The organism is Flammeovirga pacifica (genome assembly GCF_000807855.2).
Taxonomy (GTDB): Bacteria; Bacteroidota; Bacteroidia; order Cytophagales; family Flammeovirgaceae; genus Flammeovirga; species Flammeovirga pacifica.
The window spans coordinates 952,684-978,031 of the sequence record NZ_JRYR02000001.1; the positions used below are offsets into that span (position 1 = coordinate 952,684).

23 protein-coding genes are annotated in these 25,348 nt (G+C 26.8%); 10 read left to right on the plus strand and 13 right to left on the minus strand.

Going from position 1 to position 25,348, the window contains the following annotated elements; all coding sequences use genetic code 11:
* Positions 1-80: 80 nt before the first annotated feature.
* The 10 genes from NH26_RS03865 (at position 81) to NH26_RS03910 (ending at position 11,841) form a co-directional block, all read left to right on the plus strand.
* Positions 81-1,163 (plus strand): NAD(P)/FAD-dependent oxidoreductase, encoded by a 1,083-nt coding sequence (locus NH26_RS03865; protein ID WP_044229800.1) that lies wholly within the window; start codon positions 81-83, stop codon positions 1,161-1,163.
* Entirely contained in the window at positions 1,160-2,359 is a 1,200-nt protein-coding gene (locus NH26_RS03870) for a PAS domain-containing protein (RefSeq protein WP_071397078.1), read from the plus strand. Before NH26_RS03865 ends, NH26_RS03870 begins: the two co-directional genes overlap by 4 nt.
* Before the next feature lie 30 nt (positions 2,360-2,389).
* A complete protein-coding gene (locus NH26_RS03875; RefSeq protein WP_044229903.1) occupies positions 2,390-3,850 on the plus strand; it encodes an MBOAT family O-acyltransferase in 1,461 nt (486 codons plus the stop codon).
* Positions 3,819-4,748 carry a hypothetical protein gene (locus tag NH26_RS03880; RefSeq protein WP_044229906.1) on the plus strand — a complete coding sequence of 310 codons (930 nt, stop codon included), beginning with the start codon at positions 3,819-3,821 and terminating at the stop codon, positions 4,746-4,748. The genes NH26_RS03875 and NH26_RS03880 overlap by 32 nt, the downstream gene beginning before the upstream one ends.
* 355 nt (positions 4,749-5,103) lie before the next feature.
* Positions 5,104-5,658 carry a PAS domain-containing protein gene (locus NH26_RS03885; protein ID WP_071397079.1) on the plus strand — a complete coding sequence of 185 codons (555 nt, stop codon included), beginning with the start codon at positions 5,104-5,106 and terminating at the stop codon, positions 5,656-5,658.
* Between the two features lie 70 nt (positions 5,659-5,728).
* On the plus strand, positions 5,729-6,661 hold the full coding sequence (locus NH26_RS03890) for a glycosyltransferase family 2 protein (protein WP_044229766.1): 933 nt from the start codon (positions 5,729-5,731) through the stop codon (positions 6,659-6,661).
* 10 nt (positions 6,662-6,671) lie between these two features.
* Entirely contained in the window at positions 6,672-7,511 is an 840-nt protein-coding gene (locus NH26_RS03895; protein WP_158021878.1) for a formyltransferase family protein, read from the plus strand.
* Position 7,512: 1 nt separating this feature from the next.
* Positions 7,513-8,637 (plus strand): dTDP-4-amino-4,6-dideoxygalactose transaminase, encoded by a 1,125-nt coding sequence (rffA, locus tag NH26_RS03900; RefSeq protein ID WP_044229755.1) that lies wholly within the window; start codon positions 7,513-7,515, stop codon positions 8,635-8,637.
* A gap of 12 nt (positions 8,638-8,649) precedes the next feature.
* Complete coding sequence (locus NH26_RS03905) at positions 8,650-10,488, plus strand: hypothetical protein (protein ID WP_044229752.1); 1,839 nt, start codon at positions 8,650-8,652, stop codon at positions 10,486-10,488.
* Positions 10,489-10,491: 3 nt separating this feature from the next.
* On the plus strand, positions 10,492-11,841 hold the full coding sequence (locus tag NH26_RS03910; protein ID WP_044229749.1) for a hypothetical protein: 1,350 nt from the start codon (positions 10,492-10,494) through the stop codon (positions 11,839-11,841).
* Here NH26_RS03910 and NH26_RS03915 read toward each other — a convergent pair.
* The 13 genes from NH26_RS03915 to NH26_RS03975 all read right to left on the minus strand — a co-directional run bounded on the left by NH26_RS03915 (position 11,812) and on the right by NH26_RS03975 (position 25,345).
* Positions 11,812-12,948: a glycosyltransferase family 4 protein gene (locus tag NH26_RS03915; RefSeq protein WP_044229746.1), complete on the minus strand. Its 1,137-nt coding sequence runs from the start codon at positions 12,946-12,948 to the stop codon at positions 11,812-11,814. The genes NH26_RS03910 and NH26_RS03915 overlap by 30 nt on opposite strands.
* A complete protein-coding gene (locus tag NH26_RS03920) occupies positions 12,948-14,009 on the minus strand; it encodes a glycosyltransferase family 4 protein (RefSeq protein WP_044229743.1) in 1,062 nt (353 codons plus the stop codon). The genes NH26_RS03915 and NH26_RS03920 overlap by 1 nt, the downstream gene beginning before the upstream one ends.
* A complete protein-coding gene (locus tag NH26_RS03925) occupies positions 14,006-14,905 on the minus strand; it encodes a glycosyltransferase family 2 protein (protein ID WP_052432324.1) in 900 nt (299 codons plus the stop codon). The genes NH26_RS03920 and NH26_RS03925 overlap by 4 nt, the downstream gene beginning before the upstream one ends.
* 280 nt (positions 14,906-15,185) lie before the next feature.
* On the minus strand, positions 15,186-16,064 hold the full coding sequence (locus NH26_RS03930; RefSeq protein WP_071397080.1) for a sulfotransferase: 879 nt from the start codon (positions 16,062-16,064) through the stop codon (positions 15,186-15,188).
* The gene (locus NH26_RS03935) at positions 16,024-17,013 is read right to left on the minus strand and encodes a glycosyltransferase family 2 protein (RefSeq protein WP_052431936.1); all 990 of its coding nucleotides are present in this window, start codon (positions 17,011-17,013) and stop codon (positions 16,024-16,026) included. The genes NH26_RS03930 and NH26_RS03935 overlap by 41 nt, the downstream gene beginning before the upstream one ends.
* A complete protein-coding gene (locus NH26_RS03940) occupies positions 17,004-17,882 on the minus strand; it encodes a glycosyltransferase family 2 protein (RefSeq protein ID WP_052431937.1) in 879 nt (292 codons plus the stop codon). Before NH26_RS03940 ends, NH26_RS03935 begins: the two co-directional genes overlap by 10 nt.
* Entirely contained in the window at positions 17,879-19,294 is a 1,416-nt protein-coding gene (locus NH26_RS03945) for a lipopolysaccharide biosynthesis protein (RefSeq protein WP_044221874.1), read from the minus strand. Before NH26_RS03945 ends, NH26_RS03940 begins: the two co-directional genes overlap by 4 nt.
* Entirely contained in the window at positions 19,294-20,109 is an 816-nt protein-coding gene (locus tag NH26_RS03950; RefSeq protein ID WP_158021879.1) for a sulfotransferase domain-containing protein, read from the minus strand. The genes NH26_RS03945 and NH26_RS03950 overlap by 1 nt, the downstream gene beginning before the upstream one ends.
* Positions 20,093-21,322: a glycosyltransferase gene (locus NH26_RS03955; protein WP_044221881.1), complete on the minus strand. Its 1,230-nt coding sequence runs from the start codon at positions 21,320-21,322 to the stop codon at positions 20,093-20,095. Before NH26_RS03955 ends, NH26_RS03950 begins: the two co-directional genes overlap by 17 nt.
* Entirely contained in the window at positions 21,319-22,377 is a 1,059-nt protein-coding gene (locus NH26_RS03960; RefSeq protein WP_044221884.1) for a nucleotidyltransferase family protein, read from the minus strand. Before NH26_RS03960 ends, NH26_RS03955 begins: the two co-directional genes overlap by 4 nt.
* A gap of 3 nt (positions 22,378-22,380) precedes the next feature.
* The gene (locus NH26_RS03965) at positions 22,381-23,016 is read right to left on the minus strand and encodes an acetyltransferase (protein ID WP_044221887.1); all 636 of its coding nucleotides are present in this window, start codon (positions 23,014-23,016) and stop codon (positions 22,381-22,383) included.
* Positions 23,013-24,164, minus strand: coding sequence for a LegC family aminotransferase (locus NH26_RS03970; protein ID WP_044221890.1), 1,152 nt, complete (start codon positions 24,162-24,164; stop codon positions 23,013-23,015). Before NH26_RS03970 ends, NH26_RS03965 begins: the two co-directional genes overlap by 4 nt.
* Positions 24,164-25,345: a UDP-N-acetylglucosamine 4,6-dehydratase gene (locus NH26_RS03975; RefSeq protein ID WP_242427296.1), complete on the minus strand. Its 1,182-nt coding sequence runs from the start codon at positions 25,343-25,345 to the stop codon at positions 24,164-24,166. The genes NH26_RS03970 and NH26_RS03975 overlap by 1 nt, the downstream gene beginning before the upstream one ends.
* Positions 25,346-25,348 lie beyond the last annotated feature (3 nt).

A 25,348-nucleotide genomic window follows, 5' to 3' on the forward strand; every position in this document is an offset into this window, starting at 1 on the left:
TGACAACTGAGTTCACAATACAGCACAAATGAAATTTTGATTGCTTATATTTACCACAAATTTACAATTTGATTTTTAGTATGACAGAGAAGGTCGATTTTTTAATCGTTGGACAGGGTATTGCAGGGACAATTTTAGCAGAAACCATAGAAAATAATGGTTATTCCTATAAAATTATTGATGATGGGACGTTGAAAAACTCTTCGAGGGTCGCTGGTGGACTTTATAACCCTATTACTGGACGAAAAATGGTGAAGACATGGTTATGCGATATCCTTTGGGATAAATTGGATGACTTCTACCCTAATTTCGATTTAAAATATTCTACAAATTCCTTCAAGCCTATCAATATTTATTTCCCTTTTGATAGTCAGGAAAAGCAAACGGATTGGATAAGTGCGAGTGCAGATTCGAAATACGAATCATATATTTCTTCTTTTCATCCAGAGGGGATATATGAGCAATATATTCCTAATGATTTTGGAGGAATGGAAATACAAAGATCAGGATATTTAGATATCCCTGTCTTTCTAGATGCTTTTAAAGAACAAATCAAACTAGATAATAAATTGATGATTGAAACTTTTGATTTCAATCAATTACAATATGAGGATGAACTTACTTATAAAAATTTAAAAGCAAAACATATCATTTTTGCCGAAGGAAATAAAGTGGAAAACAACCCTTACTTCCCTACATTAGATTTCAGACCTGTAAAAGGAGAGTTATTATTGATTAAATTTAAGAATGCTCGATTCAATCATATTATCAATAAAAATGGTTTTATACTTCCTATTGATGATGAAGGTAATTGCAAGTTAGGAGCTACTTATGAAAGAGTAGAAGAAATGAACTCTCCCACTCAAAAAGGAAAGAATCAGTTATTAGAAAAAGTAGAATACATTGATGATGAATTTGAAATATTAGAGCATTGGTCCGGTATTCGTCCTGCTACATTTGATCGAAGACCATTTATTGGCACTTCAAAAGATTATAAAAATATTCATATCTTTAATGGTTTGGGTGCAAAAGGTGTATCTTTGGGTCCCTACTTTGCAGAATTACTTATTCAGAATATCATTAATGGAAAAGAATTACCAAGAGAAGTTCGATTGGATAGGTTATCAAAACAGCAAAGAATTAACTTGAATACAAAGGGATGAATTCACAACTCAATACCATTTTTTCAAAGCTTCAAGTACGTGGAGCACTTTTATATATCGTTTTTATTATTGCTATCCTCACAGGTTCAATAATAAAAATGTATACTGATGTACAAAAGGAAAAACAATTCCTTTACAATGCCATCGGAAGTTCATCAGCAGCTTTCCAGTTTAAAATAGCATCAAAAGAAATCAAAAAGACCGTTGCTGAAGTAAAGACATCAGGACTTGAGTTGTTTAAATTTACTCATGCATCCGTTTATTTCTTAAACGATAAAGGCACCCCTATTTTCTGGATCAACAATTCTTCTATAGACAATCATATTTTAGATAAAACAGCTCATAGAGAACTTCCAGAATCCATAACAAATAGATTTAAAAGACAACGGTATAAATCGTCTGAAAACTACAAAGAATACTTCATTACGAGGGTAGAAATAGATAATGCGTTACAAAGATCAATTGCATTGGTTATACCAAGAGTAGACTTGTGGTTAAACCAAAGCATCAATACATTACCCATCACCCTTTTAAGTATTCTATTAATTACGATATTATATTTCTTTATGGGTAGCTCCAACAAACGTTGGATATATCAACCCATAGATATTTTAATAAAACATTTAGAATACGAATCTCAAGGAATAGATTCAGAATTATCTAGAGATGTTCCTGCAGAGTGGCAAAATATTTTCCTTGAAATTGAGATAGGAAAAGAAGGCAAAAATAGTCAGCTTAACAAAAAAGAAACAGAAACGGAAGTCAACCAACGTTTCCATGCTCAATTGGAAGAACTCCGGTGGGCAAAGTCTCAATTGGAAAAATATCAAAGTCAAGGTAAACCAATTGAAGAAAAATCCACAATTAGCAAGATTTTTGATAATGCAAACATCGGTATCCTACTCACCAACGAAGACGGAGTACCTACTTATGTCAACTCCAAAGCCAAAGAACTTCTAGGCAAAGGAATAAAACCTCAATCCGAAGAAGATCTTTTAGATATCCGTAAAATCTTTATTGAAGGTACAGATGTCGAAATACCATCAGATCAACATCCTATGGTATTGGCTAAAGAAACAGGATTACCTCAAATTGCTAAGGCATTGGAGGTGTATAATCCTGATAATGGAGATAGACAGAAGGTAGTGATTTGTGCTGTTGGTTTTGGTTGTGGGGTTGGGTGTTTTGTGGTGTAATTTTTTTGAACTACTCAAACTGGTTTTTTAATGCTGTTTAATAGTATTGAGTTTGCAATTTTTCTTCCAATAGTTTTTATACTTTATTGGTTTTGTACAAAGGAGAATATTAAAGCTCAAAATATTCTTTTATTAATCGCTAGCTATGTATTTTATGGTTGGTGGGATTGGCGTTTCTTAAGTTTAATTGCTTTTAGTTCTTTTATAGACTTCTCAATAGGCAAAAAAATAGGAAAAACAGTAGATCCAAAAGCAAGAAAATGGCTTTTAAAAGCTAGTTTATTTGTAAACCTTGGATTATTAGGGCTTTTCAAATACTATAATTTCTTTGTTGAAAGCTTTGCAGAAGCATTTACAATTTTTGGTACCACAATACATGTCGACAGGTTAAATATTGTACTGCCTGTTGGTATTAGCTTCTATACTTTTCAAACCTTAAGCTACACCATAGATGTTTACAAAAGAAAATTAGAACCAACAGAAAATATTGTTGACTTTTTTGCTTTTGTAAGTTTCTTCCCTCAATTAGTAGCAGGACCAATTGAGCGAGCTACTCACCTCCTTCCTCAATTCCAAAGGAGTAGATATTTTGAGTACGATAAAGCAGTGGATGGAATGCGTCAAATCTTATGGGGACTTTTCAAAAAAGTAGTTATTGCTGACAACTGTGCATTTTATGCCAACATAGTTTTCAATAATTATGAAGATTACAATGGAAGTTCACTTTTGCTCGGAGCAATTTTCTTTAGTTTCCAGATATATGGAGACTTTTCAGGATATTCAGATATAGCAATTGGTACAGCAAGGTTATTTGGCTTTGATTTAATGCAAAACTTTGCTTTCCCTTATTTTTCTAGAGACATTGCAGAATTTTGGAGACGTTGGCATATATCACTTTCAACTTGGTTCCGGGATTATCTTTACATTCCTTTAGGAGGTAGTAAAGGTGGTACTTGGATGAAAGTCCGTAATACTTTTATTATATTCTTAGTCAGTGGTTTTTGGCATGGTTCCAATTGGACTTTCATCGCTTGGGGTGCATTGAACGCTATCTACTTCATACCTCTTTTATTAATGAAAAGAAACCGTAGTAATATGGATGTTGTTGCTCAAGACAGATTACTTCCGAGCTTGAAAGAGTTGTTTCAAATGGGGATTACTTATTTTATGGTTGTGATTGCTTGGTTGTTTTTTAGGGCAGAAACTATTAAAGTTGCTTTTGAGATGATAGAAGCAATTTTCACATTTTCTAATTTTGGAACACCTTATATCATTGAAGAAGGGACTGGAATTCATATTTTACCAAAGAAGTTCTTATTATCTATTCTAATCTTTTTAACTGTAGAATGGTACGATAGAACAAATACAACTTCTTTAGAGCCTTTCACATTGCTATCTAAATATGTAAGATGGTGTATTTATTTAGGAATTGGATTATCTATCTTCCTTTTTAAAGGAAATGAACAAACATTTATTTACTTTCAATTTTAATACCTTGAAAACTTTTATTTTTAAAACATCTTTATTTTGTTTAGCCTCAATCATTATTACATGTTGTTTAATATTTACAATAGATGGTCGTTCTGATCCATTTTATTTAAGATTTACGACAAAAAAGCAAAGTTCACTAATTTTGGGTACATCAAGAGCAGCTCAAGGGATTGTCCCGAGTATTTTTAGAGACAGTTTAAATATTGATATTTATAATTATGCCTTTACTGTTGGACATAGTCCTTATGGTCCTGTCTATTTAGAAAGTATTAAAAAAAAATTAGATACAAAAAACAAAAATAACATCTATATATTAGCCGTAGATCCTTGGGCAATATCTAGTTGGTGCGAAGAACCTGATAATATAAATCAATTCCGAGAAAATAAGTTGTGTTTATCCTATATAAATAATGTCAATTCATTACCAAATTTTGAATTTATTTATAATTATGATCAATCACCTTACAATTTATTTTTAAAAAAAACAAAAATGCTACTTCATACCGATGGCTGGCTGGAAGTGGAAATTAATAAAAGTGAAATATCTAACTCATCAAGATTAAAAAAAGAAGAAACTTACAGACAAGAACACTTACCTAGAACCAAATTCTCAACTGTTCGATTTCAATATTTACAAAAAACAATTAATTATTTAAATCAATTTGGTGAAGTTTATTTAGTTAGAATTCCTATTCATGATAAGATACTACAAATTGAAAATGATTTGAATTTTGACTTCAACGAAAAAATCACCTTATTAAAAGGGTATAAAAACTATTATGATTTCACACTTATTCGTAACCAATTTTTATTTACGGATGGAAATCATTTGCATCGCAGTTCTTCTAAAGATTTTTCTAAGATTTTGGTTTCAACTTTAATTAAAGATAATCTTTAAACATTTCCATCAGGACTTGAGTTGTTTATATACACTCAAGCATCCGTTTATTTCTTAAACGATAAAAGCATCCCTATTTTCTAAATCAACAACTCATTCATTGATAATCATATTTTAGATAAAACAGCTCATAGAGAACTTCAAGAATCAATAACAAATAGAATTTAGAAGACAACGGTATAAATCGTCTAAAAACTACAAAGAACACTTCATTACGAGGGTAGAAATAGATAACGCGTTACAAAGATCAATTGCATTGGTCATACTAAGAGCAGACCTCTGGTTAAACCAAAGCATCAATACATAACCCTTCACCCTTTTAAGTATTCTATTAATTACGATATTATATTTCTTTATGGGTAGCTCCAACAAACGTTGGATTTATCAACCTATAGATATTTTAATAAAACATTTAGAATACGAATCTCAAGGAATAGATTCAGAATTATCTAGAGATGTTCCCGCAGAATGGCAAAATATTTTCCTTGAAATTGAGATAGGAAAAGAAGGCAAAAATAGTAAGCTGAACAAAAAAGAAATAGAAACGGAAGTCGACCAACATTTCCATGCTCAATTGGAAGAACTCCGGTGGGCAAAGTCTCAATTGGGAAAATATCAAAGTCAAGGTAAACTAATTGAAGAAAAATCCACAATTAGCAAGATTTTTGATAATGCTAACATCGGTATCCTACTCACCAACGAAAACGGAATACCTACTTATGTCAACTCCAAAGCCAAAGAACTTCTAGGCAAAGAAATAAAACCTCAATCTGAAGAAGACTTTTTGACATCCGTAAAATCTTTATTGAAGGTACAGATGTTGAAATACCATCGGATCTACACCCTATGGTATTGGCCAAAGAAACAGGATTACCTCAAATTGCTAAGGCATTGGAGGTATAAACCCTGATAATGGAGTTAGACAGAAGGTAGTGATTTGTGGTTTTGGGGTTGGGTGTTTTGTAATATAAATGATTAAAATGAATCCAGAAATTTCTGTTGTAATTCCCTGTTATTGTTGTGAAAAAAGTTTAATGGAATTATATAAAAGATTAATAAAAACTTTTAATAAACTAAATATTACTTATGAAATTATTTTTATAAATGATTCAAGCCCAATGAATGATTGGAAAATTATTAAAATTCTATGTAAAAAGAATAGTAATGTTCGTGGTTTAAACTTTTCCAAAAATTTTGGTCAACATTATGCCATAACAGCTGGAATAGATTTTTGTAAAGGTAACTTTTTGGTTGTGATGGATGGAGATTTACAAGACCAACCTGAAGAAATTGAAAAATTATATAAAAAAATAAATGAAGGGTTTGATATAGTTTATGCAAGACGTGTAAATAGACAGGATAAATTCTTAAAAAAATTATCTTCTAAATTGTTTTATCGTACTTTTGATTATTTTACTGATAGAAAATCTGATGAAACTATTGCAAATTTCTCAATTGTAAATAGAATTGTAATTAAAACCTTTAAAAGATTTAAAGAACAAAATAGAATGTATCCGCTTTTTTTAAATTGGATGGGATTTAATTTTACATATGTTGATGTTCAACATTCCTCAAGAGAAATGGGAAATTCATCATATAGTATTCGTAAATTATTCAAATTAGCAAGTGATAATATTCTTTCTAATTCTAATAAGCCATTGAGAATTGGAATAACAATAGGTTTTTTTATTACAATCGCGTCTTTGTTATTTGGTATATATTTAATAATCGGGCATTCGTTTAACTTTTTTAAAGTTGAAGGTTGGACAAGTACAATGGTTTCTATATGGTTTATTGGTGGAATGTTGTCATTCAATATGGGTTTATTAGGTATTTATATTGGTAAAATTTTTGAAGAAGGTAAACAAAGACCAATTTATATAATAAAAGATGACACAAACGAACAAAATTGACTTATACCTTATGACTCAAAAAGGGTATAATACTCTTGTTTATATTTCAGAAAAATACTTAGATATAATCGGAATAATAATAATTGGTACTGATAAAAAAATTAAAAATGATTTTTCCAGTGAAATAATTGAACATTGTAAAATATACAATATAAAATACACATTAGACAAAAATTATTCCTCTGAAAATTTAAGCATAGCTATTTCATGGCGTTGGTTGATTAACACAAATGATTTAATAGTTTTACACGACTCTCTTTTACCTAAATATAGAGGTTTCTCACCATTAGTAAATATGTTGATCAATGGAGAAGAAAGAATTGGAGTTACTGCTATATTTGCAAATGATGAATTTGATAAAGGAGATATTATTTATCAAGCATCAACTGATATTAATTACCCAATTAAAATTCAAGAAGCAATTAATGAAATTTCGAAATGTTACAATAATACAATAGAGTATATTTTTTTAGAAAAATTAAATAATAGAATAATTTTCGGTAAACCACAGATTGAAAAAGACGCCACATACAGTTTATGGAGAAATGAAGATGACTATTTTATTGATTGGAATAATTCTGCAAAAAAAATTAAACGAACTATAGATGCTTTAGGTAGTCCTTTTGATGGAGCAAAAACATTTTTGTCAAATAACATTGTTACAATAAAAGAAGCAGAGGTTATCGAAGATGTTAAAATTGAGAATAGGGATAATGGAAAAGTTTTATTTAAAAAAGGTACATTTCCTGTTGTTGTTTGTAATGAAGGGTTATTGATGATTAAATCAATAATCGATAGTGATAAAAACGAATTATTACCACTTAAGCAATTTAGAATTAGATTTAAATAGAATGATACCTTTTAATAAACCCTATCTAACAGGAAAAGAAGCTCATTATCTTTACCAAGCAGTATACTCAGGTCATATTAGTGGTAATGGAAATTACACAAAAAAATGTCATTTGTTTTTTGAAGAAAGATGGGGGTTCAAAAAAACTCTTTTAACTACTTCATGTACTGATGCATTAGAAATGTGTGCTCTATTACTAAATGTTAAGAATACTGATGAAGTAATTGTTCCTAGCTTTACTTTTGTAAGTTCAGCTCTTGCTTTCGAAAGGCAAGGAGCTAAAATTATTTTTGCTGATTCTAGAAAAGACCATCCTGGTATTGATGAAACAAAGATAGAAGCGTTGATAACTCCTAAAACAAAAGCAATTGTTGTTGTTCACTACGCTGGAGTTGCAGTAGACATGGATATTATAATGGAGATTGCAAAGAAACATAATATTTATGTTATAGAAGATGCTGCTCAAGCTATTGATAGTTATTATAAAGGAAGACCTTTAGGAAGTATTGGACATTTTGGTACATTTTCATTTCATGAAACAAAAAATATACAATGCGGTGAGGGTGGTCTTTTAGCCATAAACGATGACACATTTATCAATAGAGCTGAAATTATTTGGGAAAAAGGCACTAACAGAGCTGAATTTTTTAGAGGTGAAGCGAATAAATATGGATGGAAAGATACAGGTAGTAGTTTCCTACCTAGTGAATTGAATGCTTCTTTTTTATATGCACAACTAGAAAACATTAATGACATTCAAAATAAACGAAAAGAGATTTGGCTAGCTTATTACAACAATTTAAAACTTCTTGAAGATAAAGGCTTGATCAAACTACCTTTTATTCCTGATTATGCTTCTAATAACGGACATATGTTTTATATCATTTTAAATGACATTAATCAACGTTCATTATTTATTAATTATATGGGTGGGCATAATATTAAATGTGTTTTTCATTATTTGAGTTTACATCAAAGTGATTATTACTTAAAGAAAAATGAATTAAGACACCTTGAAAAGAGTGATTATTATTCGGATTGCTTGGTGAGATTACCTTTATATTATGAATTAAATAATTTAAAAATTTTTGAAATTATAGAATCATTTTTTAAAAACTTTTTATAAAAAATCAAACTAATGGATCTAATCTTTGAATTTTCTTTTTATTTTTTTGTTACTTTAATAGGATTTTTGTCAACTTTTTTCCTTGGAGTTATTATAAATAAATATATTTTTAAACTTAAAATTAATAATACATTTATTCATCTTAGTATAGGTTTAATTACAAGTTCACTAATTATAGCTTTATGTATTACACAATTTAAAACCTTTTTAATCGGATTAATTCCTATTTATTTTTTTATTTTTTTTAAACAAAAAAATAAAAAAATTGAAATTAATCTCCAATACAGACATATATATATTTATATTCCCATATTATTATTTTATTTTTTATTGTTAAGTTTTTCTTTTGTTGATTTTTTTGAAAATAAAAAATTTGTTTTTTCAGATAGTGATTATATTTTTTATGCGAAAATTGCTAAATATTTAATAGAAACTGGTATAGAAAATTTCTCTTTAGATTATTTTCTATATGATAAAAGAGGATTAGCTCCATATCATTATACTGAAATTTGGTATTCAAGTATATATACTTTTTTATTTAATATAAACAGTATATATAGTTTAAATTTAATTTCAATGACTATATTTCTAACTACTATTATAATTGGAATTAAAGAAGTTTTTCAAATAAATACTATTCTATTTTATCCATTTTTAATTATTTTTCCGTTTTTTTCAACTTTTGGATGGATTCTGAATCTTGAAGTATTCAATTTAAAAGCTAGTGCTCCTATTTGGGATATTTCATTATTTGAACATAAAAAACATTTTTTTATTTATTTATCTCTAATATTAGGTATATTTTATATTAGAAGAAATGAATTTATAAAATTCACTTTTATCATATGTTTTGGTGCTTTTGGTTACATAATAATTGCACCATCAATATTTATTTCGGCAACAATAATTTTGTTATATAATCTATTCTTATCAAAAAGAATAAATTATAACCAATTTCTTTCAAATATGGTACTTTTAATAGGTGTGACTATAATAATAGGCTTATTCTATTATTGTAATTCTAATAATTCTGATTTAGGTACCGGGTTTTCATTAGATATATTAATTCAATATTACACTTCATTTGATACTATTAAAACCATAATTAATATCATAGGTAAAACAACTGTACAATCATTTATTGTTTTATTACCTATTTGCTGCTTAATAGGAGTACAAATTTTAAAAGAAAATTTTATTTACTTATTATACTATTCAGTTTTTTTCTTCAGCTCTTTATTATGTTATGCACTTACTCATCAGATGAGAGATGGAGATCAATTCTGGACAGCTATTTTTATTCCGTTAACAAACATTCTTGTTTTTGTAAGTATTTATCAAATTTCTAAGAATAAAAAAAAAATATTACCTAGCCTGATTTTACTCTTAATACCATTTTGTATTAATAAACCTTATACAAACTATAGTTTAAAATCAATTTATAAAGCCCCTCCTATTATAAATAAATCAACATTTGTTTATCTAAGGACAAAAAACAATTATTCTCAATCTATATTCAGTTGTTTAGAACAAGTTTACCAAGGTCATCTAAATAGCTTATCTTTTTTTACTGACCCTTTAAAAATTACTTGCTTAACAACTCAATATCTACCAGAAAATACTAATGAACAAAAAAGTATAAAAAAAAATACAACATTTTCACTATACACTAACAATCAAAAAAAAGAAAATAATTTTATAAGTTATCAACAATCACAAATAGATTTTATTAATGAATTTAAAATTGATTATCTACTCGCAGATACAACAGAAATTCCTGAAAACCTTTCAGTTTATTTTAAGAAAACTTCAATCGTAATTGATAATTATTATCTTTTTGAACGAATTTAATTTATGAACCCTATTTATAATCTTTGCATAACGCCAATATATTTAATATTAATCTATTGGTTAATAGCTCCTTTCTTTGCTAAAAGATGGACCAATAAGTATACAAAAAAGTATTTTTGGAGGGGTTTACATGCTAAGATGTTTGGTGCTATTTTTATTTGCCTTATATATCAGTTTTACTATGGTTATGGTGATTCTACTTTATATTTTTATAATGCCGTCAAAATATTTAAGGCTTTCAATATTGACTTTAACAAAGGAATAGAAATACTTTTATATAATGGTGATTTAGGATCTAATAATATTTATATTGAAAACAACTTTTATATAAAGAATTCTTCCACAAGATTGATGACTAAATTAACTTTTATTATCAACTTAATGACATTTAACTCTTATTATAGTACGTCGATATTATTTAGTTTTTGGTCCTTTTTAGGCTCGTGGAAACTTTATCAATTAATATCTACTCAATACAAAAAATACTATAAACAATTAGCTTATGCAATTTTATTTATTCCAGCTTGTATCTTTTGGAGCTCAGGTATTTTAAAGGAATCTATTACAACTGGTGCTATTGGTTTTTCTACTTTTTATTTTTTAAGAGGTATCCATAAAAAAAAAGTAGACTTTAAAGCTTTTATAATAATTTATTTATGTTTTTATATAACAATTAATGTTAAAGGTATAACGATATATCTTCTATACTTAAGTTTATTTATTTATTTGATAATTTTATTTTTAAGAAAATTTAACAATACTTTACGTTATTTTTTTATAATAATAATATTTTTATCATCTCCACTAATACTATATTTAAGTTATACTGAAATAATTAAAAATATAAGCCAAAATGACGAATTTAAACAAGCGCAAACTACTATATCTGGGTTTCAAGGTGATCATGGACGAATACAAAAAGGCCATGGAGGAGGTAGTGCCTCAACGTATACTTTAAGTAACTCAGGCGATATTACTCCTTTAGGAATGATTAAATCTATACCTGAAGCAATTAATGTTACATTATTTAGACCATATCTTTGGGAGACAAGTAAAATAATACAATTATTAGGAGCTTTAGAGAGTTTAGTCTTTCTAATGATGAGCTTGATAGTTTTAATAAAAATAGGACCCATAAAAATTTTTAATACTTTTATTTCTAATCCAATATTAATTTCTTTCCTATTATATTCCTTAATGTTTGGATTTGTTGCTGGATTTATTTCTTACAATTTTGGTGTTCTTCAGCGATTTAAAACACCAATTTTACCTTTTTACACTTCAATTTTAGTTATTTTATATTACAGTAATAAACCTCGGAAACTAAGAAAAAAAGTTAGAATAAAAACATAATGTTTCTTCTAACATTCTATCGAGGTTATAATAACTTTTTAGTTTTTGATGAGCATTATTTGACATTTCATCCCTTTTTTTAGGTTTTTCTAATAATTCTTGTATTGCTTCTGCATATGATTGAACATTATAAGGTTCTAATAATCTTCCTGATTTATTATCAATAATATGCTCATCCAAAGAAGGTACATTAAAAGCTACAACTGGTTTTTTTGCAGCAAATGCTTCCAAAACAACTACACCAAAACCTTCTGCTCTTGATGGTATAAGAACTACATCAGATGCGTCCATAAATCTTCTTCCTTCAGGGTGATAACCTATGAACTCAATAAAAGGTTCTAATTTTAATTTTTTTACATAATTTTTCAATTCAGTCTCTAGATGTCCACTTCCAACAATTAATAATTTAACATCACTGATTTTATTTTTCAAAATATCAACTGCTTCTATTGCATATTTATGACCTTTAAAACCTGTTAAACGACCTACCATAACTAATTGCTTATCACTTCTTCTAAAGAAACTATCGAAAGGTAAAGAATCCGGTAAATCAAAACCATAATGAATCAGATCTAATTTATTTTTGTTACTTATACCTAAACCAATATATAAATCTTGTAATCCTTTTGAAATAGCAAATGACCTATCAATCACTTTTTCTGCATAAGTTGCTAATAATAGGTAGATGTTTTTTTTCTTAAAACTAGGATCAAACCCATATTTATTATTATAATTTTCTTCATAACCATGTTTTGTAGAAAAGTAAACGATCTTTTTGTTTAGGATCCTCTTTGTCAGAGAAATAATAAGATCTGCATGCAATAAGTGAGAATGTATACCTTGAAAGTTTCCTAATATGTAAATAGAATTTATTTTCCTAATTACATTAAATAGTCTACTTTTTGAAAAATAGATTGTATGACATTTTACTCCTTTTCTTTCTAGAACCTCTCTGAATTTACCTTCTTGTCCTTTACAATTTAATGGTGTTAAAACTAAAAATTCAATTTCTATTTCTTTACTTTTATTTAAAACAGGTAATATATTTAATAAATAATTCTCAGATCCTGCTATACCAGTAATATTGGAAGTATGTAATATTTTCATTAATCAACTAAAGTTTGATATTGTTTAAACATTCGTTCTTGAGAAAATTCTAATAACATTTTATTTCTAGCATTTTTTGAAATAGAATTATAAATTTTCTGATTTTCCAAAAACAAAATTTTAGATATTAATTCATCAGTATTATTTACTTCAAATAATAGTCCGTTTAATTCATCTTCAATTATATTATTTATTCCAGGTATATTTGTTCCAATGACTGGTAAACTACAAGACATTGCTTGTAATACTGAAGTACACATTGTTTCTGAAAATGATGATTGTATATATATATCTGACTTTTGTAAAAATCTCAATAATTCTTTTTCTCCTAATAATCCTAAAAAATGTATGTTAGGTATCTTATTTTTGACAGTGTATTCTTTTAATTCATTTAAAGTAGCTCCTTCACCTGCCAAAAATAAATCATAATTAAACATAGAAATTTTATTTAATTTATTTAATGCATTTATAATCGTTTTTTGATCTTTTTGAAATGTAAAACGTGCAGCCATAATTAAATTATATGAGCGTTTGGGAAAATATGGTAATTTGTAAAAATTAGTATCAATACCATTATTTATAACTTTAAAATAAGTTTTTAAACTATATTTATTTAATATTTGATTTTTGTAAAAATCAGTTAAGAAAACAACGGTATTTGATACTTTTAACGAAAACAGTGTATATATTTTCTCAATAAGAGTTTTCGTCTCATTTGGAGTATGCTCAATTGATATTATTTTAGCTCCATATAAAATACTAAATATTTTCACAGCAAAAATCAAATTCGTACTATGAAGAAAAATAACTTCAGGTTTTTGTTTCCTCAAACATTTTACAACATTATAATAAGATATTAAATCAAAACCCTTTTTCTTATATATCACATTATAGTTCCTTTTTGAAACTTTATTTCTATAGTCCTCTGGTAATTTTTCTATTCCATAAAATATAAGGCTTTGATCTAGTTCATTATTTTTGTCACCTTGTAAAATTGAAAATACAACACTTCCGTGTCCTCCTAATCCAGAATATAGTATATGGGTTACTTTTTTTTTCATGAAAAAATTAAATATTTAATTATTGCTACTGTTCTTCTTTTGAATAACTCTTTAAAATTTAATTTGATAGCTTTTATTAACATTTTAACACTTTCGAGTTTCTTACTCTCCATAGATAAATACAATGACTGTAATGATATATGATTAGCTTCTATTATTGGAATAAGAAAACTATAATTATCAAAAAAAAATATATCCTTTTTCAATAGACAAATCATTTTATTAACTGAATAATCAATAACACTAGGATCTACAATTGACATAGTTCTCGAATTATGTTGAATAAGGTGAGCTGTAACACTGTGATTGAAATTTATTCCAAACCTTGCAATAATTCTTAAAAAAACATATAAATCTTCACCAATCGTAAAATTCCTATCTTCAGAAAATAAGTATTTTTCAGCAATATCAGATCTAAAAAATACACCAATAGGACATAAAAAATTATTGTATGATATCCTCATTAAGCAATCTTTTTCATTACCCAAAAAATTTTTAAGAACTATATTATTATCATTATCAACAACAGAATAATTTGAAAAATAAAAAGCACACTTATTTTCACTTAAATTATTGAAACCTATTGCTAGATGATCATTTAAATATATATCATCAGAATCTAAAAAACAGACATAATTTCCTTTAGATTTTCTAATTCCAAAATTTCGTGCAGCTCCTCTTTCTTGATTTTTTGTCCAAAAATACCTAATACGATTATCGGAAAATGTTTTAACAATATCTTTTGTATTATCAGTACTTCCATCATCAACAATAATAATCTCAAAATTTGAGTATGTTTGATTTAATACTGATTGTATAGCTTTCCCTATAAAATATTGTCGGTTATATGTTGGAATAATTACTGAAAAAAATATTTTATTATCTATATCAATCATTGAGTATTTATATTTATTTCTCCAAAACTGTTGTTGTAATTACAAATTTGGTATATAAAATGTTCTTCTTATTTCGTTATCTACATAATAATAATTCACATTTATTATATTTTAAATTTAAGCTTGATTTTTATACACATCATTTTAAAATTAATTAAACTATTCAAGTTAATTAATATATACCTCATTACTTATTTTTAAAGATATTATTTAGTATATAATAAAATATTAATATTCAAGGTTCCAAAGACTTTTTGGGAGTACATACATTAAAAATATATTATTTTGAATAATTATATAAAGAATCTAATCCAAATAATTTAATTGCTTTTTTTAAATAAATTAAATCTTCTGCACTTAAATGGTTATTATATTTTTTTAGTTTATAACTTAGTGAAGAAGTTCTAGATGGTTTTATTGTATATTTCAAACTTACATCATCTAAATATAATCTTAATGCATCTAAATTATCTCTCAAAATATCTTCATATTTTACTAACAAATATTCGGATTTAGTCATTTCGGAAATAGGTATAAAATACGTTAAACACCAAAGAATGATTAACTTTTTGAATGATGAATCTGCTTCATTAAAGATTTTCTGTTGTTCAACAGAAAGCATTGAATAGTACTTTTTTCTTAGAAATTGATATTCAATGTCTCCATTATCAAAACCTGCATTTTGCCATGATTTAATTGTTTTAAGAGGATCTCTAATCAATAATATTACTTTTATTGAACTAAAATTTGTTTTCAACCAACCAAGAAAAAAATTAACCCTTATATCTTTTATTAGTAATTTATTAATATTTTTTCTTCTTTTTAATTGATTAACCCATCTATTATCAATGTGTCCACTTATTACCCTCTTTGCTTGAAGGAAATGAATTTGAGATTTACTTGTTTTTTTTAATGATGTTGGGTATGTGAAATTAGAGACTTCGTTAACTTTAGTAGATATAAATGGTTCGAATAGTTCCTTATATTCATTATTAAAATTAATTATTTCACTTAATAATGTACTCCCACTTCTACCCATTGAGGCAATTAATATGACCGTCTCATAATTTTCATACTGTTTATTTATTCTAAATAGGTAATAATCCAGTATATCTATACTATTTTTTAATAAAAATTTTAATTTTCTTAGATAAATCATTCGCTCTTTTTAAGAATAACATTATTGATAATAAAAAAGACACAGGTATTTTTCTAAAATAAAAAAAACATTTATGGTAATGCCAAATAATAGAAGGTGCCCCCCATTTTGCAGTTTCTTTTTTAAGATTTTTTTTAGTTTCTCTAAATTTATATTCATCTCCCAACTTAATAAATAATGCGTAATATAGATTTGCGATTGTTTCATTCTTATTTTTAATCTTACTAGACAAAATAACTTCTTTTACTCTGTCAATAACTTTTAAAATAGAATCTACTTTTTCAATTGAATTAGAAGCTGTAATAGCATTAATATCTTCCTTCCTATATACTGCATAACTTTTAGTATTTATAAATCTTACTTTTGGAACTACTCTCAAAATATTTAAGATAAATTCTCCATCTTGATTCTTTTTAAGTAAAGTATCCCATTGTATTTTATTATCAACAATAATAGCTTTAGGGATAAGCCAAGAATGTAATGGGATAAATTGATCAGTATTTATTAAAATAGAAAGTAGTTCAATGGATTCATAAACTTCTTTCTTTAAGTTAAATATATTATTGTAGTATTTTTTTTTCACAAAAAATCTTTTGCCATTTATAAAACTTACTTCATTTGTTCTACTATTTAAAGTTTGATCTTCTAAAGCAGTTTCAGTTAGCCAATCATCACTATCTAAAAATTTAATATACTCACCTTTTGCATTTTCCAATCCAATATTCCTACATGTTGGGGCTCCTTTGGGCTCAATATCCCTTTCGTAGAATAAAAATCTATCATCATTTTTAATAAAATTATTAACTACTTCAATTGTATTATCAGTTGAGCCATCATCAACGATAATACATTCCCAATTTGAATACGTTTGACGTATTAAACTCGTTAAGGTTTCATTAATATATTTTGCTCTGTTATATGTCGGAATAATAATCGAAATCAGTTCCATTTAAAAACCATTTTTTTAAGTAAGAAAAACAATCTAAATATTAAATGATCCCCTTCACTAATCCTATTTAATAAAAAAAATTTTGATTTTAAATCGCCATTATTCAATGAGACTAAAGAGTACCAATATTGCCAATCAATTTTATCAACTTTCCCATCTAAAATTCTATTTTCATCATGAACATTTCGTATAGCTATAGGTCGGTTATTCGATATCCCTAACATACATTTTTCAAATGATAATCTCCATATAAAATCAGTATCTTGACCTAATCTTAAATCTCTAAATAATTCCATTTTTTGAATAGAAGATTTTCGCAATGTAAGTCCATTTAAATGAATCCAACCATATTTCCCTGTAATTAAAGCATAAAATAAATTTTGAGGTTTAATTTTCTCTTCAATACCAGTAAAATCAATTGGCAAGTTTTTATTATTAATTATAGATTTACATACTATCATTCTTTTTAAATGCTTTTCCTTAGCAATTTTAGAATGATACTCTACACCAATAACGCCATAAGTAGCATCAATATCATTATTATTATTTAATATCTCTATATCTTCATTAAACCTATTAGGTAAATAATAATCATCAGCATCTAAAAATGATATATATTTACCATTAGCTTTCTCTATACCCAAATTCCTTGAAGGCCCAGCTCCGTGATTTTTTTTATCAGGATGTTGATATAATTTAATTAGTTTTGGATATTTTTTTACATAGTCTCTACATATATTGATAGAATCATCAGGAGAGCTATCTTCAATTAAGATAATTTCTTTTTCTAAATCTATTGCTAATACTGATTTGATTGCTCTTATAAGGTATTTTTCAGCATTAAATACAGGTATTATAATTGAAATCATTGGATTGATGAGCATATTTGTTTTCTTACTTTAAATGAAAATATTAATATTAAACTTAGATAAACTAAAATACCTATGGTAATATAAATTACAATATTAAATACTTCTCCATTATTTATAAATGGTTTTATTAATACTATAACAACTAACATGAAAAATGAAGCTAAAAATTGGAGATAAATATTTCTTATCATATCTAAAAAATTTAATTCAATAAGTCTTATCATGATAAAAATATTTGGTATTGAATTTATACTACATGCAATCAAATAACACAAAGCTACTCTCTCAATTGAACCTAAATAAATACCAATAGATATGAATACAAATATATTCATTTTAAAAAAAACACCATATTTTAACGCCAAATCTGCTCTGCCTTTTCCATTATAAATACTTCCGTTCAAAGTTAATATAGATTGAATTGCACCTATCAAACATAAATATTTTAAAACAGTTGCACTTGCAATCCATTTAGTACCATAAAGAATTAAAATAATCTCCTCACTAATAGCAAATAAACCAAACATTGCAGGAAATGAAAAAAGTGAAATATAAAATATTGTATTTAAATATACTTTTTTAATTTCTTCATTATTTCCTTGTATATTAGATATTGCCGGAAATAAAGCTTGTTTCACTGCTGATGAAATATTATTTACAGGCATCAACATTAAAGTATATGCTCTATTATAATAGGCTAAAGGCTGAATTCCTAAAAATTTTCCTATTAGGATATTATCAATATTTCTTGCAAAATAATTAAATAAAGTATCTAAAGTTATATATGAACTAAATGAAAATACAGTTTTAAGATCTGACAAATCAAAGATTAATTTTGGATACCACCTTACTTTAATAAAAATTATTAAAGTATTCATAAGTATCAAAATGACATTTTGAAAGATTATTGACCAACCTTCAAAACCTAAAAATGCTAATATTAAACTTGTAATAGATGAGATTGTTATTGCTAAAATATTAACCTTTGAAATTAAATCAAATTTAAGTTTTCTACTTAATATTACTATGGATATACTTGATAATGGTGATATTAAAAATGATAAAGACGAAAAAAGTAAATAATTAACCAATTTGGGCTCTTTATAAAATTCTGACAACCAATTTGCACTAAATATTATTATTAATATTATAAAGAACGATAAAATATAATTAAACCAAAATATTGTTGAATAAAGTCTATCTGTAACTTTTTTTTTCTGAATTAAACTAGTTGTAAACCCAAATTCTTTAAATGTTGAGAAAAATGCTGTTATAATATTTATGATTGCAATAACCCCAAACTCTTTAACATCAATTAATCTTGCTAAATAAATTCCTGATAAAAATGTAATAATAAGTGTTGAGAATCTATTAAATAACAAATACTTCACACTATTCAAATAACTCATTAAATTTTAGAATTAATTATTGTTTCAAAATTTATTTTATCTTGATTAGACCAACTAGAGGCTACATTTATTATGTATTTGGAAGAATGATTTTTCTTATTATTTAATTTATTTAGTGATTCTAAAAAAATATTATCAGGTAAATTCATAAACTTAAATAACCTTTTAAGGTCTTGATGTTCTTCAAAAAAAATTTTTTCAAAAGATAATTTTATATATTTTGAATCATCCCAATTTGTATTTTCAATAAGTGAGTTATATTTTTTCCAATGCCATGTAACTTTTTCAAATTGAGTAAATTTATCCCATTTCAAATTAAAAGGATCTTTATCAAAATCTTTTGCTGTTAGTCTTGCTCTTGGATCTTTTTCACCATGAAATGTATAACCAAAACCATGTTCTTTACTTATTGCAGATCTTACATAATCTTCAGCTTTCCTTTCAATATGAATAATTTTCATATTTGGAAAGACTTTTTTTAAAATAGGTATTAATAACACTAAATTATTATTCGATTCTATATAAATATTTTTCTTTTCTTTTTTGAGAGTTTGTAAAATAGAATATCTATCTGATTTGAAAATATTTAATGCTTTTTTATCATCAACCAAATTTCTTTTTAATGCAACGCCTAAATCAAATGCATCTGGATTAGGTTCATGTAAAGCAATAGCGTTATTTAATATATCATTAAAAAAATGAGCAAAAAACTCTGTTCCTGTTCTCCCAGTACTTAATATCAAATATACCTCTATACCGGACCAATTTGATAATTTACTTTTAATTTGTTGTTGTATATTATTCAGAATATTCATAATTTTTGATCCAAAATGGAATAACTGCATCTTTAAAAAAGTTGTTTTTAATTATCTCACCAACAGGTCCTATGTCTGTTGACTTTAATGCTAAATCTAATTTATCTTTTAATAATTCAAAGTGGTCAATTTCAATATAATTAAGACCTAACCTTCGGAATTTACCATAAGGTAACCAACAGCCAGCTATTATTTTTGTTGAAGTATAAAAACTCTCCAATACAGCAGCTGACATTGCATCTGAAATGGGCATCTGAATAAAAACAGAAGTTAATACTCTTAAACATCCTAATTCTTCTGTGGATAGAAAATTTTCAATAAAGTGTATTTGGTTTGCAATTTTAGGATTTGCTATAAGAATCTTATTTTTATATTCAGTTTTATTGGGATTACCATAAGTGAAAGGTAGTACTAACTTAATATTTTGTCTAAGGATATATTGAATATCAAACTGTTCTAATATTTTCAGGTGATTATTATTCTCATTTGCGTTATGTCCTATCACTACAATTTTCTCACCATTTGTTATACCTAAAGTTTTCTTAAAATTATCTAGCTTTCCTTTAATATGAGTTATTTTATCAATAGTTTTAAAAATTACAGGATCAATAATGAATAAACCTTCTTTAATTTTAGCTTCATATCCTCTACCATATTTCACTAAAATATGCTCTTTCATTTCTCTATTTTGAACAGTTATAACATCTGCTCTATCTAATGCTTTTCTTATTAAAAGAATATCATTCTGTAATCCGCTCCTTAACAAATCAGAACCCCAAAAAGTAAGTATTAGTTTTGTTTCTAAAGGTAAATCTATTAATGGTCCTACTTTACCGCCAATAACAAAATGTGTATGAACAATATTATATTTTCTTTTTTTTATTCTCTGACTAATAATTAAACGAGCTATTTCAGATATAAAAACTTGTATGATATCGCCACCAATATGAGAATAACGATTTAAAATTATGCGAATAGAAAATATATTCGAGAAACAATATAATATAGCTCTAACTTTTTCTTTTAAACTGAAACTTATATCAAGATTTACTTTAGACCAATGGTTTGAAGGTTCTATATCTTTTTTACCATGATCAGTAAAATTATTAATATCAAAATGTAATGCTTTATTATGTTCATACAGGGCATTATAAATTGGTAGAATAAAATTTGCTTGATTTAATCCGTATGATAATACTTTGATTTTCTTCATATTTCAAAAGTCTTCACGCCCAATTTATTTGCTGTCTGATTGTATTCTTTCCATTCTCCGATATCAGACCAAGCATTTTCAGAAACAGGGTAAACCCCCACTCTTCCTCCTTTTTTTGTTATTTTTTCCATTAAATGTGTAATATGAAAAAACTCATCTTCTGGAATTTCATCTAATAATTCAGGTTCTAATAGGTATAGACCTGCATTCACTTGAAAAGTTAAATCAGGCTTTTCATCAACACTTTTTAAAATTCCATTTTCCTTAATATTTAAAATACCGTACGGAATAGAGTAGTTTTTAACAGCGGATACCAATGTTAAATCATTCTTATTGTGTTTATGATATTTATAAATTTCTGAATAATCTTCATCAATTAAAATATCACAGTTACTGACAAAAAAAGTAGTTTTTATTTTTTCTTTTAATAAGCGTAGGCTTCCTGCTGTACCTAAAGGTTTATCTTCTTTAAATGTGGCTATTTTATATTGTTTAAAATCCTTTATATAATTATCAATTAATTCTGCTTTATAGTTCACTGAAATATAAAATTCATGGCAATTTACTTTAGCAAAGTTGGAGAAAATAAGTTCTAAAATCGTTTTATCTCCTAGTGGAATTAGAGGTTTAGGAATAATATGAGTAATAGGTCTTAAACGTGTTCCTTTACCTCCTGCCATAACCACAACAGGACAAGCTACTTTTCCATAATTTCTAGAATGATCTTCCTGAAACAAGTCATTCCAAAAAACAATACGGTTTATATTATTTTCTTCATCAAGTATAGGAAGGAATTCCATTCTAAAACTTAACATTAAGTCTTTGATTTCTTCTTCAGATGACGAGGTATACCCTACCTTTACTTTACGCCCTAATGCCTTTTTTACTTCTACTTCTAAAGTTTGATGTTTTATAAGATAGCGTTGAATATCTCCTATGCTTAACAAACTAACATATTTACTATTCTCAGTAACAATTAGAAGCTTATTATCATTAGCATCCATTTTTTTAATTGCATCAAGTAAAGACACATTACTTTCAATAAATATTTCCATAGTTTATTTTTTTATTACTGGAACTCCCAAGTAAATCCCTTTTTGATTTAAACTTCTATTCACCAATGAGTGACTCCCAATAACAATATTACTATCTATTGATAAGTTATTATTTACAGTAGAATGACTGCCGCAAAATATATTATTAGCTAAATTCACATTACCATTTAATATAACTCCTGTTGAAATATGGCAAAAGTTCCCCACAACACAATCATGTTCAATTATTGCATTAGTATTAATAATATTAAAGTTTCCAATTTTTGTTTTTGAATTAATTACAGCATTGTGCATAATTACATTACCTTTTCCTAATTCAGCATGTTCAGATACATATGCTAGTGGCGAAACAATAGTAGGCCAATTAACATTAAGTTCTTCATTTAATAAATTAGAAAGTTTTACTCTTAGAGAAGGTGATTTAATTTGACCTGTTGTTAAAATGAAATTTTTACATGTTTTTGATAGTTGAGGTAAATCATCATCATTACCTATTACTTTATAATCCATTATAGGGGTACTCAAAAGCTCTGGTAAATCAACAATACCCAAAATATTATAATTTCCATTTAGTTCTATAATATCTATCACTGCATGACAATGACCTCCACCACCAATTAGAATAATATCTTCTTTCATTCAATTACACTACTAGGGATATTTACAATTCTTTCTTCTAATTTAACAGCAACCTTTTGGTTATCTTTCAAACAATCCGCAAACATAGGCATTCGCCACATTAAATTCCAAATTGGTCGTGTCATTACTTTTTGTTCATTTGAAAATGATAAAAACTCATCTTTTTCTTGTTTATCGTTAAAAGTAATTGTATTCAACCAATAATTTGACTGACTAAATTCCGGTTCTTGAAAAACTGTTACCTCTGTAGATAATTTTTCAATATATTCATTTGCTAATTTTCGCTTAGATTTTAAAAACTTTGGAAGTTGTTCTAATTGAGCGTAAACCAATGCAGCATTAAGGTTCGGCATTCTGTAATTATAGCCTATTTCATCATGATTGTATTCAAAGGCATGTGGTACTTTTGCAGTTGTTGTGATATGTTTTGCCCATTTTGCAAGCTTTGCATCATTTGTGATAATACAACCTCCTCCTCCAGCTGTTGTTATTTTATTTCCATTAAAACTAAAAGCTGCAATTTCACTGAAAGTTCCAGTATGTTTCCCTTTATAGTAACTCCCTAAAGACTCAGCTGCATCTTCAACTACAGAAATATTATATTCTTGAGCAATTTCTACAATTTCATCGATTTTACATGGGTGACCAAAAGTATGCATTGGCAATATTGCCGCTACTTTTTTACCACTTATTTTATTGTAAGGTACATTATTTCTCAACTCAATATTTTGCTGAAGATATTTTTTTAATGCAAATGGGGAAAGGCCTAAAGTTCTTTCATCTACATCAATAAAAACGGGGTCTGCATTACAATATTTTATTGCATTAGCTGTAGCAACAAAAGTTAAACCTTGTGTTAACACTTCATCTCCCTCTTTTACACCAGCTGCGAGTAATGAAATATGAATAGCAGAAGTTCCATTCACAGTTGCAATAGCATATTTTGCTCCTGTAATTTCACACATTTTTGACTCAAATTTGTCTACATATTCACCTACCGAAGAAACAAAAGTAGAATCTATTACATTATTGATATACTTTTTTTCATTCCCCCAAAAACGAGGCTCATGCAAAGGAATAAAATCTTCTTCTGATTTAAAAAGGTTTCTTATGACTGTAATTATTTTATCAAATAAGTTATTTTTCATTACATTTTACTGTCTAAATATTTACCTTTTTCTAAATGATTGAAATTTGGAATCATTTCATTAAATAAATCTACAATAGCAGATTTTTCCCATTTTTTATCCAACAACATTTTATTAATTGTAGATTCAAAGTTTGTTAATTTATCTTCAGAGTATTTAAGATTATTTTTAATAATTCCAAGGTTTACAAATTTTTCTAATTCGAGAATTTCATTATCAGTATAAAATTCCTCAAAATCTTTTTCTCCTGTAGTATCAGATTTTGCAAATAAACAAGGCCATTTGTTATTTTGTGGAAGAATTGTCATTAAATCTCTTGCCTCCTGTTCTGTCTCACATAAATAAGCTGTAAATCCTCTACTTTTCAAGTATTTAACTGCTATTTCAGAAAACGTAATCAAGTGTAAATCTTCTGATAATTTAGGAAAGAAGACATCTCTATTTTCTCCAAAAACACAAGACATTAAACATAATTCACCTGACTCTTGTGGTACAACAAAATATCTTTTTATGTCATTTGGAGCCACAAGCGGTTGTATTTTTTTAATTCTTTGATCAAAACTATGAAGAAGAGAACCATCAGAGAAAGCAACATTAGCAAACCTTGCCATAGAAACTTCAATATCTTTTGAACGTCTATGAATAAACATTTCCATAATTCTTTTTGATGCCCCCATCATATTTACAGGGTTAGCCGCTTTATCAGTAGAAACACAAAAATATTTTTTCACTCCTTTCTCAATTGCTTGCTGAAGTGTTTTATCTGTATTAAAGATATTCACCTTAATCATTCTCATTAAAGTATAAGGATCTTTTTCACTTCTAACATGCTTTAGTGCTGATAAATTTAGAATATAATCATATTCTCCATCCATTTCCCAAAAAACATCATACTCAATAGATCCAATATCTAAAGCAAATGTTTTAAATTCGCCATTGATATACCCAAAAGAGCTTCTTAAATCTCTTACTAACTCCACTAAATTATTTTCTGAAATATCAACTACATGAAGTTTTTGTGGATTTCTTTTGAAAATCTCTTTAGTAACTGATTGTCCAATGGTCCCAGCTCCTCCTAAAACTAAAAACCGTGAATTGTTTACAACTTTGGTCAGTTTATTTTCATTATTATTTATATCTAAATTAAAAAGTCCTTCACTTCTACCAATAATTTTATGCATAAT

Excerpts from the sequence above, each read along its gene's own strand:
- NH26_RS03865 (WP_044229800.1), top strand. The coding sequence starts at position 81 with ATGACAGAGAAGGTCGATTTTTTAATCGTTGGACAGGGTATTGCAGGG.
- NH26_RS03870 (WP_071397078.1), top strand. The coding sequence starts at position 1,160 with ATGAATTCACAACTCAATACCATTTTTTCAAAGCTTCAAGTACGTGGA.
- NH26_RS03875 (WP_044229903.1), top strand. The coding sequence starts at position 2,390 with ATGCTGTTTAATAGTATTGAGTTTGCAATTTTTCTTCCAATAGTTTTT.
- NH26_RS03880 (WP_044229906.1), top strand. The coding sequence starts at position 3,819 with ATGAACAAACATTTATTTACTTTCAATTTTAATACCTTGAAAACTTTT.
- NH26_RS03885 (WP_071397079.1), top strand. The coding sequence starts at position 5,104 with ATGGGTAGCTCCAACAAACGTTGGATTTATCAACCTATAGATATTTTA.
- NH26_RS03890 (WP_044229766.1), top strand. The coding sequence starts at position 5,729 with ATGAATCCAGAAATTTCTGTTGTAATTCCCTGTTATTGTTGTGAAAAA.
- NH26_RS03895 (WP_158021878.1), top strand. The coding sequence starts at position 6,672 with ATGACTCAAAAAGGGTATAATACTCTTGTTTATATTTCAGAAAAATAC.
- rffA (WP_044229755.1), top strand. The coding sequence starts at position 7,513 with ATGATACCTTTTAATAAACCCTATCTAACAGGAAAAGAAGCTCATTAT.
- NH26_RS03905 (WP_044229752.1), top strand. The coding sequence starts at position 8,650 with ATGGATCTAATCTTTGAATTTTCTTTTTATTTTTTTGTTACTTTAATA.
- NH26_RS03910 (WP_044229749.1), top strand. The coding sequence starts at position 10,492 with ATGAACCCTATTTATAATCTTTGCATAACGCCAATATATTTAATATTA.
- NH26_RS03915 (WP_044229746.1), bottom strand. The coding sequence starts at position 12,948 with ATGAAAATATTACATACTTCCAATATTACTGGTATAGCAGGATCTGAG.
- NH26_RS03920 (WP_044229743.1), bottom strand. The coding sequence starts at position 14,009 with ATGAAAAAAAAAGTAACCCATATACTATATTCTGGATTAGGAGGACAC.
- NH26_RS03925 (WP_052432324.1), bottom strand. The coding sequence starts at position 14,905 with ATGATTGATATAGATAATAAAATATTTTTTTCAGTAATTATTCCAACA.
- NH26_RS03930 (WP_071397080.1), bottom strand. The coding sequence starts at position 16,064 with ATGATTTATCTAAGAAAATTAAAATTTTTATTAAAAAATAGTATAGAT.
- NH26_RS03935 (WP_052431936.1), bottom strand. The coding sequence starts at position 17,013 with ATGGAACTGATTTCGATTATTATTCCGACATATAACAGAGCAAAATAT.
- NH26_RS03940 (WP_052431937.1), bottom strand. The coding sequence starts at position 17,882 with ATGATTTCAATTATAATACCTGTATTTAATGCTGAAAAATACCTTATA.
- NH26_RS03945 (WP_044221874.1), bottom strand. The coding sequence starts at position 19,294 with ATGAGTTATTTGAATAGTGTGAAGTATTTGTTATTTAATAGATTCTCA.
- NH26_RS03950 (WP_158021879.1), bottom strand. The coding sequence starts at position 20,109 with ATGAATATTCTGAATAATATACAACAACAAATTAAAAGTAAATTATCA.
- NH26_RS03955 (WP_044221881.1), bottom strand. The coding sequence starts at position 21,322 with ATGAAGAAAATCAAAGTATTATCATACGGATTAAATCAAGCAAATTTT.
- NH26_RS03960 (WP_044221884.1), bottom strand. The coding sequence starts at position 22,377 with ATGGAAATATTTATTGAAAGTAATGTGTCTTTACTTGATGCAATTAAA.
- NH26_RS03965 (WP_044221887.1), bottom strand. The coding sequence starts at position 23,016 with ATGAAAGAAGATATTATTCTAATTGGTGGTGGAGGTCATTGTCATGCA.
- NH26_RS03970 (WP_044221890.1), bottom strand. The coding sequence starts at position 24,164 with ATGAAAAATAACTTATTTGATAAAATAATTACAGTCATAAGAAACCTT.
- NH26_RS03975 (WP_242427296.1), bottom strand. The coding sequence starts at position 25,345 with ATGCATAAAATTATTGGTAGAAGTGAAGGACTTTTTAATTTAGATATA.